This window comes from Kitasatospora sp. NPDC030952 (assembly GCF_055571335.1).
This window is the reverse complement of the sequence record NZ_JBVIFM010000021.1, coordinates 99,271-113,198: the sequence shown is the minus strand read 5'-3', so window position 1 is coordinate 113,198 and position 13,928 is coordinate 99,271. Positions and strand designations below refer to the sequence as shown.

Genomic DNA, 13,928 nt, shown 5'->3' with positions numbered 1-13,928 from the left:
CCCGCGCCCGTGGACCGGGACCTGGGCCGCCCGATGCACGACTCCCCGCTGGTGCGCGGCGCGATGTGGCTGAGCTGGACCGCCCACGACGGGCTCCAGGTGGTGAGGAGGTCACCGGCCAGGGGTGTGAGGCGGGGTAGGTCGAGCGCGCGGGCGGTGTGGTCGAGGAAGGTGTGGACGGTCCACCGTAGGTGTGAAAGGCCGCCCCGGTGAGGCGGTGGCGGTGCAGGTGGCGTACACCTCGCCGAGGTGGGCGACGGCGGGGGCGTCGGCGGCCTGGATGCTCCGGTCGACGAGGGCGAAGAACGCCTCCTCGCCCTTGGCCTGCACGCCGTGCCCGGCCAGGTGGCCGTCGAGCTGCCGGTAGGCCGCGTCGACCTCCTGGTGGCGCCGGAGAGAGGCCGCCGCGGTGAACCACTGGACCTGCAGCGGGCCGTACAGGTCCTTCAGCTCCCGCATGGCCTTCGCGCCGTCCTCGAAGCACTGCTGCTGCTCGGGCCCGGGGGTGGAGCGGCCCGTGGCCGCGCCGCCGGCGGCGGTTCGGACGGCGGCGGCAGGCGGCGGCCGGGAAATTCGCTTTCGGCTGCCGGAGGGCGGTGATAGACAACCGTAGTGCAGAAGAATCTTGAACTCCCTGACCTGCTGCGACTGATCGACGAGCGGGCGACGGCCTTCCGGGCCGCGATCGCCGCCGCGCCCAGCCTGGACGTGCAGGTGCCGACCTGTCCCGAGTGGACGCTGTTCGACCTGGCGCGGCACCTGGGCTCGGGCCGCCCGTTCTGGGCCGCCGTCGTCGAGGCCGGTCCGGCCGACGCCCCTCCGGCCGAGGCCGTGGCGGCGCGCACCGAGGCGCAGGCGCCCCGGGAGCGCGAGGCGTTGGTGGCCTGGCTGGCCGCGTCGACGCAGGAGCTGCTGGACACCCTGCGGGAGGTCGGCCCGGACGCCGAGTGCTGGACGTGGTGGGGCGCCTCGCAGTCGCCGCGGACCAGCGGTGCCGTCGCCCGGCACCAGCTTCAGGAGATCGCGATGCACACCTATGACGCCCAGCTCACCGTGGGCGCCGCGCAGCCGCTGCCGGTGGAGGTGGCGCTGGACGGCGTCGAGGACTTCCTGTTCACCTGCTGCGCGTGGTCGGGCGTCTGGCCGCACGAGCCGGCCGTCGTCGACTACCACACCACCGAGGGCCGCTCCTGGCGCTTCACGGTCGAGGCGGACGGCGCCCGCGCCGTCCGTCTCCCGGCTGCCGGCGAGGACGAGGCCCAGGCCCCGGCCGACGCTTCCGCCCGGGGCACGGCCGGTGAGCTGGTCCTGTGGTTCTACGGACGCACCCCGCTGGACTCGGTGAAGATCGACGGCGACCGGGCCATCTTCGAGCGGCTCTTCGCCTGGGACCCGAACGCGTAACGCGTGGTCGACGACGCGCGAGCACCTGACCCGGGCGGGGTAGTCGTCCGCACGACCTGGCGCGACCCCGCCGGGCCGGGTGGGGCCGCCGGATGTACGACCAGCACCACCACACCGATCCCGTCCGGGTCCCGGCCGGGTGTGGCGGTCGGGCGACGCCCATCGGGCGAGAAGGTCAGTACAGGACTTCACCCATGGGGGAGCCGTCGCCGGTGACGTACGCGCGGATGGCCGCCAGGTACTCGCTCCGGCTGACCTGGCCGTTGCCGTCGGTGTCCAGCGCGTCGAAGGCCGCGTCGGCGTTGTCGGCCGGATTGCCCAGTGCCTGGCGCAGCATGGTGAACTCGGACCGCTGGAGGGCGCCGTCCTGATCGGCGTCCGCGAGGTCGAACAGCGCCGCGAGGGCGTACCGGCAGACGTTGTCGAACTTGTCCCCGTCCACCCAGGCCGTGTACTCCTCGTAGGTCATCACGCCGTCGCCGTTGGCGTCCATCGCGGCCCAGGCCCGTTCGCCCGCGGTGTGTGCGGCGATGACCAGGGGATCGTCCTGCGTACGCCCGGTGGCCTGCCGGGCCCGTTCGATCCGGACGAAGTAGTCGTGCCTGGAGGCGGTTCCGTCTCCGTCGGTGTCCAGCATCGCGTAGATGCGGGCCTTCGGGGTCGGGGAGGCCGCCGGGGTTGCCCGCGGTTCGGGCGAGGAGAGGGGCATGTCGGTCTTCCTTCACGTGCGGGTGTGCACCGGTCGGCGCTGCTGTTCAGCGGGTGTCGGCGGTGCTGTTCAGTGGGTGAGGCGGAGCACGAGGGTCGAGTCGAGGGCGGTCTCGCCCGCCGGGGTGCCGCAGCCGGTGCCGGAGCTGGTGCCAACGGCGTTGACGGTGTCGTCGGCGAAGCGCGTGCTGTCGGCGGTGACGACGCCGTTGACGACCAGTGAGGCGGTGCCGTTCACCTTCACGACGTCGGTCCTGTCGAACCTGAAGGTGGAGGTGGTTCCGTCGGTCCAGTGGATGGTCGTGGTGGACGTGTCCCCGTGCTCGTCGCCGGTGCATTCCGTGGCCGGCATGGTGACGGTGCGCTCGAACGTCCCGGCGGCCACGGGCGCGTGGGCAGCGTCCACACAGGTCACGGTTCCGGTCATGGCCAGCGTGTCGGCCACAGGGAGGTTGATACCTCCTGGATCGACGGCGGTGGCGAAGACCCCGTGGGCGTTCAGCACGCAGGTGGCATCGGTCGTGGGTGCGGCGGAGTCGGCGTGGGCCGAGGCGCCGGCAAGCAGTGGTACGGCGGCGAGCAGTGGTACGGCGGCGAGCAGCGGGGCGGAGGCCAGCAGGGCACTGCGGGCAGCGATCTTCATGGTGTCGGGTTCTCCCGGTATCTCTGGTGGGCGCGTTGATGGAGCTCACCGGGATAACGCCCCCCGAAGGCACCGGTTGCGGGCTCCCCGTTGCACGGAAACGAGCCCAGGCACGCCGTGTCGTTCCCGGACGTCGCACAGACCCACCAGGCGGAGTACCGGGGCGGGCACGGAGCCCTCTACGGAGCACTGAACCGGGGCCGCCTGGACGTCGCCCGGCTACGGACCGAGCTGGCCGGCCTGGTCGCTGCCGCGCGCCGGCGGCGGCCGCCCGGTGCCGGCGGTGGAGGTCTCGCCGTGGCTTCGGCCCGATGCCGACACGGGCGACGCCCGCTCGTTCTGCCACACCTACGGCCCAGGACGTCGCCGACCGCGCCCGGGAGGCCGCCTACCGGGACCACCAGGAGGGTGGGTGCACTGCACCCACGCCCCGACCCATGAGGCGGGTCTAGCGTGGCGAGCATGGAAAGCAACAACGGGCTCGGTGAGTACCTGCGTGCTCGCCGCGCGATCATCACGCCGCGGGAGGTCGGGCTGCCCGACGACGGGGACCGGCGGGTGCCGGGACTGCGGCGGGACGAGGTGGCGCTGCTGGCCGGGGTGAGCACGGACTACTACATCCGTCTGGAGCAGGGCCGTGAGCGCAACCCGTCCGAGCAGGTGCTCCGGGCGATCGCTGCGGCACTGCGGCTGGACGGCGCCGCGGCGGGGCACCTGTTCCGGCTCGGCCTGCCCGTCTTCGCCGCGGCGGCCGCGGCACCCACCGTCGCCCCGGAGTTGGTGCGTCTGCTGCACGGCATGCGCGACGTGCCGGCCTTCGTGGTCGGCGCGGCGCAGGACGTGCTGGCCGCCAACGCGATGGCGCGCGAGCTGTACCGCGGGTTCGCCCGGTACGACAACCTGCTGCGAATGATCTTCCTCGACCCGTTCGCGCGGGAGTTCTACGTCGACTGGGACAAGGCGGCGCACACCGCGGTGGGCAACCTGCGGGCGTCCTCCTCGCAGTTCCCCGAGGACGAGCGGATCGAGCGGATCGTCGGCGAGCTCAGCGTGCGCAGCCCCGCTTTCACCGGCCTGTGGGCACGTTACGAGGTCCGCCCCCGCATGCAGGAGGACAAACACTTCCGGCACTCCCGCGTGGGCGAGGTGCAACTGCACTTCGAGGCACTGGCCGTCACCAGCGCCCCGGGCCAGCACCTGTCCGTCTACAGCGCGGAACCCGGCAGCGCCAGTGCCGACGCCCTGGCCCTGCTCCGCCGACTGGCCGAGCAGGAAGCGGCCCCCACCGTTCAGGAGACCTGACCGACCACAGCTCCCGCCGACGTCCTGGACCACCACACCCGCCACGGCATCGGCTTCACCCCCTGGACACCGGTGGCCGCGTCCGACCTCGCCCGCCCCGGCGGGCCGGCCGACCGGATCACGACCGCCCGACGGCGCCCGACGGCGCCCGGCTGCCCCAGGAGGCGCCGGCCCGGCCGCCCGCCCGCTCCGAACCCGTGCTGCCCATCCCCGGCACCTCCAAGGCCCCGTACCCGCAGGAGAACCAGGCCGCCGCGACGCCGCGCCTGACCGACACCGAACACGGCGAACTCACCGACGCCGCATGACCCGCACCCCCCCACAGGACCGGCCGCCGCCCGCTACACCGGCCGACCGGCCCCCAACCACTCACCGAAGAAGGCACCTCAAGCCATGCTCCTTCCCTCCACCGAGGCAGGCCGGGGACGGCCCGTCGTCCTGCTGCACGCCCGCCCCACCGACCGCACCATGTGGGACGCCCACCTCCCGCTGCTCGCCGAGGCGGGCCTGCGGGCCATCGCCCTGGACCTACCCGGCCACGGCGACGCGACCGTGCCCGACCGCCGCGAGGTGGCCCCCTGGTCTGACGTGCTCGACACACTCGACCACCTCGGAGCCGACCGCTTCGTGCTCGCCGGGAACTCACTGGGCGCCCTGGTGGCACTCCAGACCGCCATCACGGCACCCGAGCGGGTGGAGGGCCTGGTACTGGTCGGGTACCGGTCCCACGACCAGCCCGCCTCCCCACGTCTGGACGCCGCCTGGGAGGCCGAACGGACGGCACTGGCCGCCGGCGACGTGGACGCCGCGGTGAAGGCCGGCGTCCAGGCATGGACCTGGGCCGGGGCCGCCGAAAAGGTACGCACCCACGCCACCCGCATGCTCCACCGCCGGCTGACCGAACAGCTCACCCACGGCGAACCGCCGCAGGCGGCGGATCCCCTCGGCACCGGCCCGGCGGCGCTGCGCACGCTCAGGGACGTGCCCGCTCTGGTCGGCGTCGGCGAGTACGACATGCCCGACTTCCACGAGGGCGGCGAGGCCCTGGTCCGCGACCTCGATGCGGGTCGCACCACCGTCATCCCCGACGCCGGACATCTCGCACCGCTGGAACAGCCCGCGGTGTTCTGCGCCCTGCTCCTGGACTTCGTCCGCCGCCTCCCGCAGCGCTCGTCGCCCGCGCACCGGCACGCGTAGGCCTGGCCACCACCAGCACGGCCACCCCCTCTCGGGTCCGGCCAGGCGGTGAGAGCCGGGACCGGGTGCCGCCGGACCTCATGACCACCGCCCGGAGCCACGACTCCCTGGTGCGGCCGGTACGGGCGCCTGCCGACATTCGCGCTCTCCCGCGCCTGGATACGCGGTGCGCGCCGCCTCCGCCGGTAGTGTGGTGAAACTAGTCTTGAAATGCAATTACGGAGGCGCCATGACGAACGACTCGAAACCCGTCGTGTTCCAGCACGGCCAGACGTTCCTCGCGACGATCTCGGAGCGCTGGAACTATCAGATCCTGCGTGAGGTCTTCTTCGGCACCACGCGGTTCGGCGAACTCAAGCGGGCGCTGGGCATCTCGACGAACATCCTGACCACGCGCCTGAACGCCCTGACCGAGCTGGGTCTGCTCACGCGGCGGGCCTACCGCGAGGACAAGCAGTGGTTCGAGTACGAGCTCTCGGACAGCGCTCGCGAGCTGGTCGTGCCGGCGATCGTGGCGATCACCCGCTGGGCCGAGGAGCGCGGGCCGGACTCGCAGGGCGCTGACGCCGGCCCGCGTCGGCCGCTGCTGCACACCGTGTGCGGCAAGGAGACCGATCCCTACCTGGCGTGCGGTGTCTGCCACCAGCCGATCGAGGCGTCAAACCTGGTGCCACTGGTTGCAGACGAGAACTAGTTGCAATACGCTCCTAGCTAGAGAGTGGAGAACGATCCCCATCGCGAGAGGAATCGCCATGACCACGACCTGGCTCGACGGCGTCACCGAGCGGCTCATCCCCACCTCGCTCGGGTTGATCAACGTGCGCGACGGCGGCAAGGCGGACGGCTCGGCCCTGATCTTCTGGCCGAGCCTGATGATGGACGGCACCATGTGGCGCCACCAGTACGAGCACTTCGCCCCCACCCACCGCGTGGTGCTCATCGACAGCCCCGGACACGGCAAGTCCGACGCCCTGCGCCGGATCATCGACCTCAAGCAGTGCGCTGACGCGCTCGTCGAGATCCAGGACGCACTCGGCATCGACAAGGCGGTTCTGATCGGCAACAGTTGGGGCGGCATGCTCGCCGGCGTCTTCCCCGCCCATCACCCTGATCGCTCGGTCGGGACAGTCGGCATCAACTGCACCGCCTCGCTCCCCACGGCCTTCGAGAGCATCTGGGCCACCGCGCTCGTCGGCTACCTGTCGCTGAACTCGAAGATGCCGCAACTGGCCCTGAAGGCGGCCCGCGGCGCGTTCGCCGGGCCGACGGCCGAGGCCGAACGCCCGGAGTTCGTCGAGTTCCTGAAGTTCGTGCTCACCAACGACCCCAAGTCGGTCGCCTGGGCGCTGCGCGGCATCCTGATCGGCCGCCGCGACGAACACCGCCTGCTCGCCACGATCAAGGACGTGCCTGTCCTCGTGATCGCCGGCGAGGAGGACAGCCAGTTCCCCGTGCACGCCGTGCGCCGGATGGCCGATGCGATCCCCACCGCCACCTTCAAAGTCCTGCCGCACACCGGCCACCTCGCCGCCCGCGAGAACCCGCAGGCCGTCAACGCCGAGATCGACGCCTTCCTTGCCCAGCTGCCCGCACTGGAGAGGATCTGACGACCATGACCGCCACCGCCACCACCATCGCCGCCGACCGGGGCCAGGCCCCCGCGTGGATCAACGACTTCCTGCACGAGATCGACACCCTCGAGTTCGCGACCGCGTTCGCCAACAACCTCGACCAGGACACCGAGATGGTCTTCGGTACGGCCCGCGTGCACGGAGTCGAGGCCATCAAGGACTTCTTCGTGAAGATCGACGCCCCGCTCATCACCACGCACGAGGTGATCGAGACATGGACCGTCGGAGACGTGCTGATCCTTCGGGGCGAGGCGACCGTCGCCAAGAGGACCGAGCCCGACAACGTCGTGTGCGCCCCGTTCACGCACATCTTCTACCTCGACCGGAGCGACGAAGCGGCGCCGCGAGTCCGCGCCTTGCACATCACGGCAGGGCCCGTCCACACCGACGCCCTGCTCTGAGCACCCGTGGACGTGGTTCCCCCACCACCGCGGCGGAACCACGCCCACCGGCGCAGGCCTCCACGATCGCCGCACGACCCCGCCGCCCAGGCCGGGACGCCGCACCCCGACCCCACAGGACGGTCGTTCGACCACCTGCTCGGCCTGCGGCTCGGCCACCCTGCCGGTTTCCGGGCCACCCCGCCGCCGGCGCCCGCGATTCACCGCCAGGTACCGCTCGTTCACCGATGGTGCGGCAGCGCTTCGTTGACGAGATGTGGATGCTCCTGATCGCCTTTGGACTCTTCTGGGCGAGGGGCGCCCTCAGCAGCGTGAGCTTCGACGAGCGTGAGATCTGGTGGACTGGAGTGCTGGGCTCTCGCAAGCGGTTCGCCTGGGCGGACGTCACCAACGTAGAGGTCGGGAAGAACCGTGACCGTGCCGATTCCGGGGACGTCGTGCGGGTCACCCACCGGGACCTCGGCGACTTCAAGCTGCCGGCGGTGATCGGCATGCCGCGCGCCTGGCGCGACCCGGACTTCGAGTCCAAGGCGGCCGACGTCGTCACCGGCCGCGCCTCGTGCTCTTCCGGCCAGTGCAGCGTGAGGGCGTGCTCGCCCTCGAGGTCCCGCCCGCCGCTGGGCCGGCCGGGAGCCGCAGCCCGAGGCCCTCGCGGGACCCCAGCCGCGCTCTCGCCGAAGCTCTGCCGGGCGCTCGCCCGGCAGACCCCGTTCGAGATCAGCGCCCACCGCAAGCGGCTGATCTGACCGAGGGACCCGAAAGCGCGGCAGGGCGGCGTCGCGCAGCGTCCGCCGGCGGCCACCACGAACTCGCCCTGGTTACGGGTGGTACTTCTCGGCGACGGTCTGGGCGACGCCCAACGAGGAGTCCAGGGTGACGCGGACGGTGACGGCGCCGGTCTTCGCGGCCGTCTCCAACTGGTCGGCGGTGCACCTCGTGGTGCCGTAGCCCTGGCTGTCCATGGTCACGGTGCTGCCGTCGCGGGAGCAGATCGCGGCCGCGCCGAGGACCTTGGTGGCGTTGCTGAACATGAACGCCTGATCGCCGCCGCCGTTGTCGGGCTTGACCATCAGCTTGCCGGGCGCGAGGTAGCTCAACTTGCCCACGAGCGTCTGCTGGTGGCCCTCGTCGGACCCGCTCCCACCGGAGGTCGAGGAGGAACCCTGACCGCTCGCCACGGGCGCGGTGGCGGTGGGCTTGCCGCTGGCGTGCGCGGAACTCGTGGCAACCGGCGCGCTGGTGGCGGAGGCGGTGTCCGAGGAGGTCACGTCTTCGGGTCCGCACGCCGTCAGCGCCAGCCCCGCGACGACGAGCACCGCGGCCGAAAGTCCCCAACGAGCGTTCTTGACAGGCATGTTGTCCCTCTTTCACTCTCGACGCCGTCCCACCGGAACGGTGGCGGTGCGGGTGGCCCCGCCCCTTCCCGAGGCGGCCTCCCTGCTGACACGGCGATCTTGGCACGGGCCGTCCACACACGTCAGCGCCTGTTACAGGCCCGTGGCGCAACCCGCACACGCCATGACAATCGATACAAGGGCATCGCCGCCGAGCCGACCCACACCGGCCCGGCAGCCCCAGGGCGGTCTCGCGCGTCGCCACGGCACGTAGGCGTCCACCTTCGCCGGCACGGCCGATGTCGAACAGGTGCTGCCGGAGGGGGTGGCGCTGGGCGGTGTCGACGAGTTCCCGCGATGTGGTTTCGGTCGGGAGGGGAACCGATTCGGGACAGAGCCTGAGGATCGCGGGATTGGGACGGGTGAGCGATGCCTACTGTCGATGGGTCTGTTGGCGCCGGTCCCTGGGCGGGGCCCGTGGCCTCGAAGATCTGAACAACCGGCAACACCCGTGACTCCGCCGCGTCTTCTGCCCGCATCGTGTGCACCGCCGAGGTAGGGAGTACCGTGCCGTCATTGCTGCACTATGAGATCCTCACGGATCCGACATCGCTTCAGGCTTCGCGTCCTGGGGCTCCATCGGTGGGGACGGTGTACGTGGTCGTCTCCAACCCCCATCTGGCCAATGTGAAGTGGCAGCACATCGATGTGCTGATACCGGTCGGCAGCGGCAGCGGTGACCTGACGGACAACGCCGCAGCGATCACCGCGAGTATCCCCACCAGGAGCTACCAGCCGCTGCCCGGTGAGGAGGCCCCGGGCTTCACTCCGTACCCCGGGAGCGTGGGCCGCTTCCGGGCCGCGGCCCCCTCGGGGCGGGACATGACGCTACCGGGACAGGAGCACTTGATCCTGAAGCTGGAGAACATCCATGTTTCGGATCAGGCGGGCCTGGCCGTCGTGTCGATCCACGAGATCGCCCACGGCGGCGACCTCGGTGCGCTGCCGTACACGCCGCCGGGCCTCTACTACGGCACCACGCTCGGGCTGGTGAAGCAGACGCCGCAGGTCCCGCAGAACCTCCGTGCGGACTACTCCATGGTGGGCGCGGGCCAGAACGTCGTCCTGCGCTGGGAGGGGCCGGACAGCCTCAAGTACTGGATCCGCTATCCGGACGGGGCCTTGGAACCCGTCGAGCCGCCGGTACGGCCCGCACCGACACCGTACGGGCCCTACGGTCACACACCCGCCCGCTCCCTGACGCGCGGCACCACCTACACCCTCGTGGCCGGGACCGTCGACGGCAACGGGAAGGTGCAGGAGGGGTACTTCCTCACCACCACCGTCCACGCGCTCATCCCCGAGTTCGACAGCGGGGCGCGCGCCCTGTGGATCGAGGGGACGGCGGACCGGGGCCGGGTCACCTTCACCCCGCAGGGCGTGCGCGTCGACAACGACACCAACACGCCCGGGACCGTCACGGCGGCCGAGGTGGACGTGGAGACCGTGGTTGCCGGCACCGGGGTGCACACTCCGTGGGTGGAGGGGACGGCGCACAAGGGCCGGGTCACCTTCGCCACGAACGGCGTGAAGGTCCACCGGCCGGACGGCAACCTGGGAACGGTGACGGCCGACGACGTCACCACCCGTCTGGTCCAGGGGCCCACCGACGACGCCGGCTGGATCACCTTCCCGGACCGCGGCGTCAACGTCTACCACGGCCACGACGCCACTCCGGGCGTCCTCACGGCCGCCCGGGTCGACGCGGAGGAGGGCGTCAACACCCCGTGGGTCGGCGACCGCACCGGCGCGAAGGGCTGGATCGACTTCCCCCCGGACGGCATCCGCGTCCACCGCGACGGCGGCGACAACCGGGGCGACATCACCGCCGACAAGGCCAGCCTCAACGAGCTGCACACCAAGGAGGCGCGGGTTTCCGGCGAGGCGCACGTGAAGGGGCTGCTGACCGTGGGCGGCGGGATGAAGCTCAGCCATGACGGCCAGCGGATGTTCGTCACCATGCCGGACCGGATCATCTTCTCCGCGATCAACGAGTTCAAGAAGTGGGTGACCTTCGACCAGGGCCTCGCGGTCGCCTTCGGCAACGCGGGCGTCTCGATGACCAAGGACAACGGGATGATCGTCAGGAACAGCAACCTCGAAATCCAGCAAGGCAAGTTCATCGAGTCCAACGGCAATCCGCCCCAGGTCCGACGGCTCGACCCTTCCTGATCAGCAGGGCACCCGCGGCGCGCGGCCGGCCGGTTCGCTCCGATCCCCGCCCACCCCTTCCCGTACGGCGACGAGCGGTCTGGCCTGCCGTGCCCGCTCGGGCTGCGACACTGGTGATCATGACTGACCGTCGCAGCCTCTCGCTGCCCGCCTTCTCCGACCCCGCCGCCGACGCGCCCCTGCCCGCCCATTCCGGCGCGCGCCGGGTGCCGGTCGAGCAGGGCGCCGACTTCCGCCAGCCGCCCGGTGAGACCGTGGCCGTACCCGCCCCGGCCCGCCGCCGCCTCTCGCCCGGCGGCCTGACCTTCTCCGACCCGGACCGGCAGATCTGAGCGTCCCCGTCCGCCTCGCCGCGGCCTGTGACCTGCGGCGGTTTCAAACGCGGCTCCTCAAGTGAGGGCCCAGATGTTGGACCGCCTCGCGGTGGCGGGTGTCTGCTCGCACAACCGGTTCGTCCGGTTCGCGCGCCCAGTGGGATGACGTCCCGGGAGCGGAGACATCGTCGGACGTCCCCGGCGGGATCCAGATGGGACACGGCCTCCCCAGCCGGCGAGGCGGTCCGTTTCCAGGGAGTACGCATGCCGACGGAGCAGAGCACACCGACGATGCCGCAGGTAGCCATGACACTGGCCGCGATCGCGGCGACCGCCGCCACCCCGCGTCCATCGGGCGAGACGCCGGCGGATCAGCAGAACCGGGCCTTCCTGGGCGTCCAGCAGCAGTTGGCCGATTCCTCCCTCGCGACCGGGAACAACTGGAGGCTCCAGTGGCTGGCGCTGAGCCTGGACAACGCGAACATGGCGTACCTGGCCTTGAATCCTTCCGCCAACGCGTACGCCGTGGTGCTCCGCGGCACGGTCGGCAATGTCACCGACCTGCTGGAGGACCTCGACGTGGGCACGGTGGTGCCGTTCACCGCGGTCGGCTCGCCATCCGCCCCGGTGGCCGTCTCCAAGGGCGCGATGGAGGCGTTCACCCAGGTCATCACCATGAGCGCGGCGGGCGTCACCCTGGTGGAGGCGCTCGCCGGCGTCCTCACCTCGGCCGAGTCGAACCCCACCGTCCACGTGACCGGTCACAGTCTGGGCGGCTGTATCGCCACCATGGTCGCGCCCTACCTCCAGGCGCAGACCTGGCCGGGCCCCACCCCGCGGTTCAGCCTCTACACCTTCGCCGCCCCCACCGCCGGAGGCCGGGACTTCGCGGCGTACGTCGACTCCCTGAACTGGGTCGCCAACGAGCGCTACTACAACGCCTGGGACTTGGTGCCGCAGGCCTGGACCAGCCTCGACAGCGCGAAGGAGTGGTACCCCGAGCCCGGCCCGGCGGCGAACGACGACGTCAAGGCCGTCATCACGGCCATCGCCGCCCTGCCCGGCCCCCACGGCTACGCCCAGCCGGGCAAGGCCGAACCGCTGCATCCGGAATACAAGACCGACTACGACCCGGTCATGGTCAGGAAGTCGCTCCAGGACTTCATGGGCCAGGTCGCCTACCAGCACGCCAACTCCACCTACCTGGGCCTGCTCGGTGCCCCCGACGTGCTGCCGGGCCCGGTGGTGCGGGCCATCACCAGCAACGCCGGGCGGCCCGGCGCCGGCGTCGGCATCGGCGGCAGCGGCTTCGGCGAGGGCATGGCGGTCGACTTCGGCACGGTCCCGTGCCAGGACCCGTTCGTCAGCGATGACGGCCAGGCGATCACCGTCGAGGCGCCCCCCGGCGTCGGCGTGGTCGCTGTCCGGGTCACCACCAACCTGGGCACCTCGCCCGCCGTCCCCTTCGGTCAGTTCGCCTACGACGGCCCCGACCCCGTGATGATCACCAGCATCGCCCCGAACAGCGGCCGGAAAGGCGAATCCGTCACCATCGTCGGCGTCAACTTCGACTCCGACGCCCAGGTCTACTTCGGCGACAACCCGTCCCCGTCCGTCCAGGTCAAGCGCACCGGCCAGCCCAGCGAGATCGTCGCCACCGCGCCCGCCCCGACCACCGGCGCCGGCAAGCCCCACACCATCGACGTCACCGTGCTGTCGAACGGCTACTCGTCGCAGACCGGCCCGGTGGCCGAGTTCACCTACGAGGAACTGTGACGCCGAACGAACAGGGCTGTGCCGGCTGTGTCCGGGCTGTGTCGCGCCCTGTGGCACGGCCGTATCCCGCCCCGCCGAAATGCCCCGGTGTGCCTGGTCGGCCCTGTGCCACCTATGTCTTGAGGGCCCTGCGATTGGACGGGACGGCGTCCCCGGGACGCAGGTGGGCGTCCCGGGACGGGCGGGGACGTGCAGCCGGTGACACGGGCGGGCCCCGGGCGCGACACTCTGCGTCGCGGATCCCGCACGACGTTTCCCCGAAGGAGTCCCTCCATGCGCCTGACGACCCGCCGTATCGCGAGCACCGGGGCCGCCATGGCCATAGCCGTGACCGGCCTGCTGCTGGGCGCCGGCGCCTCGCCCGCGTTCGCCGCGACGAGCTGCTACGCCAGCAGCTGCAGCGGACTCAACCCCGCCGACACGACCTGCGCCGACGACGCCCGGACGATCCAGACCTCGTCGTTCGGCGTCGAACTGCGCTACAGCCCCTCCTGCCGGGCCGCCTGGGCCCGCCGTGCGTCCGGCATGAGCGGGGTGGGCGACACCATCTCGATCTGGAACAACTCCTCTTCGTCCCCCGACTTCAACGCCCTGCACGTTCCGGCCAACGGCTCCGGGCCGTACTACACGCACATGGTGAACGACGCCGACATCAAGTCCCGGGCATGCGACGTCGTGGACAGCTACGGCGGCGTCTCCTGCACGGACTGGTTCTGACCCCGCCCCGCCCGCGGGCGCCAGGCCGAGCGGGCCGGCGGCCGGGCGATCGGCACGCCGGACGACCGCGCCGGGCCGTTCGCCGCCGGCTGGTCGGCTGGTCGGCTGGTCGGCTGGTCGGCCTGGGCGACGGACCGGCCCGGCCGCCGGCGGCCCATGCGCCCCCGTCACGTCACGCCGGCCGCTGCGCCCCGCCGCACGATGCCGCGGGGCGCAGCCGCGCACCGGTGTCCTTCCTGTCGAACGATCAGTGCCGGCAGCCCGTCCCG

Annotated in this window: 15 protein-coding genes; 11 read left to right on the top strand and 4 right to left on the bottom strand. The window is 71.6% G+C overall.

What is annotated here, in order from left to right:
* Nucleotides 1–111 precede the first annotated feature (111 nt).
* The gene (locus ACZ47G_RS30245) at nucleotides 112–459 is read right to left on the bottom strand and encodes a hypothetical protein (RefSeq protein ID WP_465748063.1); all 348 of its coding nucleotides are present in this window, start codon (nucleotides 457–459) and stop codon (nucleotides 112–114) included.
* 153 nt (nucleotides 460–612) lie between these two features.
* Between ACZ47G_RS30245 and ACZ47G_RS30240 the strand changes: the two genes are divergently transcribed.
* On the top strand, nucleotides 613–1,404 hold the full coding sequence (locus tag ACZ47G_RS30240; protein ID WP_465748061.1) for a maleylpyruvate isomerase family mycothiol-dependent enzyme: 792 nt from the start codon (nucleotides 613–615) through the stop codon (nucleotides 1,402–1,404).
* A 175-nt stretch (nucleotides 1,405–1,579) separates the two neighbouring features.
* Here ACZ47G_RS30240 and ACZ47G_RS30235 read toward each other — a convergent pair whose 3' ends face one another.
* Nucleotides 1,580–2,113, bottom strand: coding sequence for an EF-hand domain-containing protein (locus tag ACZ47G_RS30235; RefSeq protein WP_465748059.1), 534 nt, complete (start codon nucleotides 2,111–2,113; stop codon nucleotides 1,580–1,582).
* Between the two features lie 69 nt (nucleotides 2,114–2,182).
* A complete protein-coding gene (locus tag ACZ47G_RS30230) occupies nucleotides 2,183–2,755 on the bottom strand; it encodes a hypothetical protein (protein WP_465748057.1) in 573 nt (190 codons plus the stop codon).
* Between the two features lie 462 nt (nucleotides 2,756–3,217).
* On the opposite strand from ACZ47G_RS30230, the gene ACZ47G_RS30225 reads away from it, so the two are divergent.
* The 6 genes from ACZ47G_RS30225 to ACZ47G_RS30200 all read left to right on the top strand — a co-directional run bounded on the left by ACZ47G_RS30225 (nucleotide 3,218) and on the right by ACZ47G_RS30200 (nucleotide 8,032).
* Entirely contained in the window at nucleotides 3,218–4,057 is an 840-nt protein-coding gene (locus ACZ47G_RS30225; protein ID WP_465748055.1) for a helix-turn-helix domain-containing protein, read from the top strand.
* Nucleotides 4,058–4,450: 393 nt separating this feature from the next.
* Nucleotides 4,451–5,254, top strand: a complete 804-nt coding sequence (locus ACZ47G_RS30220) for an alpha/beta fold hydrolase (protein WP_465748053.1) — start codon at nucleotides 4,451–4,453, stop codon at nucleotides 5,252–5,254.
* Between the two features lie 229 nt (nucleotides 5,255–5,483).
* Nucleotides 5,484–5,948, top strand: a complete 465-nt coding sequence (locus ACZ47G_RS30215; RefSeq protein ID WP_465748051.1) for a winged helix-turn-helix transcriptional regulator — start codon at nucleotides 5,484–5,486, stop codon at nucleotides 5,946–5,948.
* 58 nt (nucleotides 5,949–6,006) lie between these two features.
* Nucleotides 6,007–6,861, top strand: coding sequence for an alpha/beta fold hydrolase (locus ACZ47G_RS30210; protein ID WP_465748049.1), 855 nt, complete (start codon nucleotides 6,007–6,009; stop codon nucleotides 6,859–6,861).
* A 5-nt stretch (nucleotides 6,862–6,866) separates the two neighbouring features.
* Entirely contained in the window at nucleotides 6,867–7,286 is a 420-nt protein-coding gene (locus ACZ47G_RS30205) for a nuclear transport factor 2 family protein (RefSeq protein WP_465748047.1), read from the top strand.
* Nucleotides 7,287–7,546: 260 nt separating this feature from the next.
* On the top strand, nucleotides 7,547–8,032 hold the full coding sequence (locus ACZ47G_RS30200; protein ID WP_465748045.1) for a hypothetical protein: 486 nt from the start codon (nucleotides 7,547–7,549) through the stop codon (nucleotides 8,030–8,032).
* Between the two features lie 72 nt (nucleotides 8,033–8,104).
* Here ACZ47G_RS30200 and ACZ47G_RS30195 read toward each other — a convergent pair whose 3' ends face one another.
* Nucleotides 8,105–8,641 carry a hypothetical protein gene (locus ACZ47G_RS30195; protein WP_465748044.1) on the bottom strand — a complete coding sequence of 179 codons (537 nt, stop codon included), beginning with the start codon at nucleotides 8,639–8,641 and terminating at the stop codon, nucleotides 8,105–8,107.
* A gap of 621 nt (nucleotides 8,642–9,262) precedes the next feature.
* On the opposite strand from ACZ47G_RS30195, the gene ACZ47G_RS30190 reads away from it, so the two are divergent.
* The 4 genes from ACZ47G_RS30190 to ACZ47G_RS30175 all read left to right on the top strand — a co-directional run bounded on the left by ACZ47G_RS30190 (nucleotide 9,263) and on the right by ACZ47G_RS30175 (nucleotide 13,659).
* Nucleotides 9,263–10,852, top strand: a complete 1,590-nt coding sequence (locus tag ACZ47G_RS30190; RefSeq protein WP_465748042.1) for a hypothetical protein — start codon at nucleotides 9,263–9,265, stop codon at nucleotides 10,850–10,852.
* Nucleotides 10,853–10,971: 119 nt separating this feature from the next.
* Complete coding sequence (locus tag ACZ47G_RS30185) at nucleotides 10,972–11,184, top strand: hypothetical protein (protein ID WP_465748040.1); 213 nt, start codon at nucleotides 10,972–10,974, stop codon at nucleotides 11,182–11,184.
* Nucleotides 11,185–11,430: 246 nt separating this feature from the next.
* Nucleotides 11,431–12,942 (top strand): lipase family protein, encoded by a 1,512-nt coding sequence (locus ACZ47G_RS30180; protein WP_465748038.1) that lies wholly within the window; start codon nucleotides 11,431–11,433, stop codon nucleotides 12,940–12,942.
* Between the two features lie 273 nt (nucleotides 12,943–13,215).
* The gene (locus ACZ47G_RS30175) at nucleotides 13,216–13,659 is read left to right on the top strand and encodes a DUF2690 domain-containing protein (protein ID WP_465748036.1); all 444 of its coding nucleotides are present in this window, start codon (nucleotides 13,216–13,218) and stop codon (nucleotides 13,657–13,659) included.
* Nucleotides 13,660–13,928 lie beyond the last annotated feature (269 nt).

Coding starts and splice junctions, on each gene's coding strand:
- ACZ47G_RS30245 (WP_465748063.1), bottom strand. CDS start 459: ATGCGGGAGCTGAAGGACCTGTACGGCCCGCTGCAGGTCCAGTGGTTC.
- ACZ47G_RS30235 (WP_465748059.1), bottom strand. CDS start 2,113: ATGCCCCTCTCCTCGCCCGAACCGCGGGCAACCCCGGCGGCCTCCCCG.
- ACZ47G_RS30230 (WP_465748057.1), bottom strand. CDS start 2,755: ATGAAGATCGCTGCCCGCAGTGCCCTGCTGGCCTCCGCCCCGCTGCTC.
- ACZ47G_RS30225 (WP_465748055.1), top strand. CDS start 3,218: ATGGAAAGCAACAACGGGCTCGGTGAGTACCTGCGTGCTCGCCGCGCG.
- ACZ47G_RS30220 (WP_465748053.1), top strand. CDS start 4,451: ATGCTCCTTCCCTCCACCGAGGCAGGCCGGGGACGGCCCGTCGTCCTG.
- ACZ47G_RS30215 (WP_465748051.1), top strand. CDS start 5,484: ATGACGAACGACTCGAAACCCGTCGTGTTCCAGCACGGCCAGACGTTC.
- ACZ47G_RS30210 (WP_465748049.1), top strand. CDS start 6,007: ATGACCACGACCTGGCTCGACGGCGTCACCGAGCGGCTCATCCCCACC.
- ACZ47G_RS30205 (WP_465748047.1), top strand. CDS start 6,867: ATGACCGCCACCGCCACCACCATCGCCGCCGACCGGGGCCAGGCCCCC.
- ACZ47G_RS30200 (WP_465748045.1), top strand. CDS start 7,547: ATGCTCCTGATCGCCTTTGGACTCTTCTGGGCGAGGGGCGCCCTCAGC.
- ACZ47G_RS30195 (WP_465748044.1), bottom strand. CDS start 8,641: ATGCCTGTCAAGAACGCTCGTTGGGGACTTTCGGCCGCGGTGCTCGTC.
- ACZ47G_RS30185 (WP_465748040.1), top strand. CDS start 10,972: ATGACTGACCGTCGCAGCCTCTCGCTGCCCGCCTTCTCCGACCCCGCC.
- ACZ47G_RS30180 (WP_465748038.1), top strand. CDS start 11,431: ATGCCGACGGAGCAGAGCACACCGACGATGCCGCAGGTAGCCATGACA.
- ACZ47G_RS30175 (WP_465748036.1), top strand. CDS start 13,216: ATGCGCCTGACGACCCGCCGTATCGCGAGCACCGGGGCCGCCATGGCC.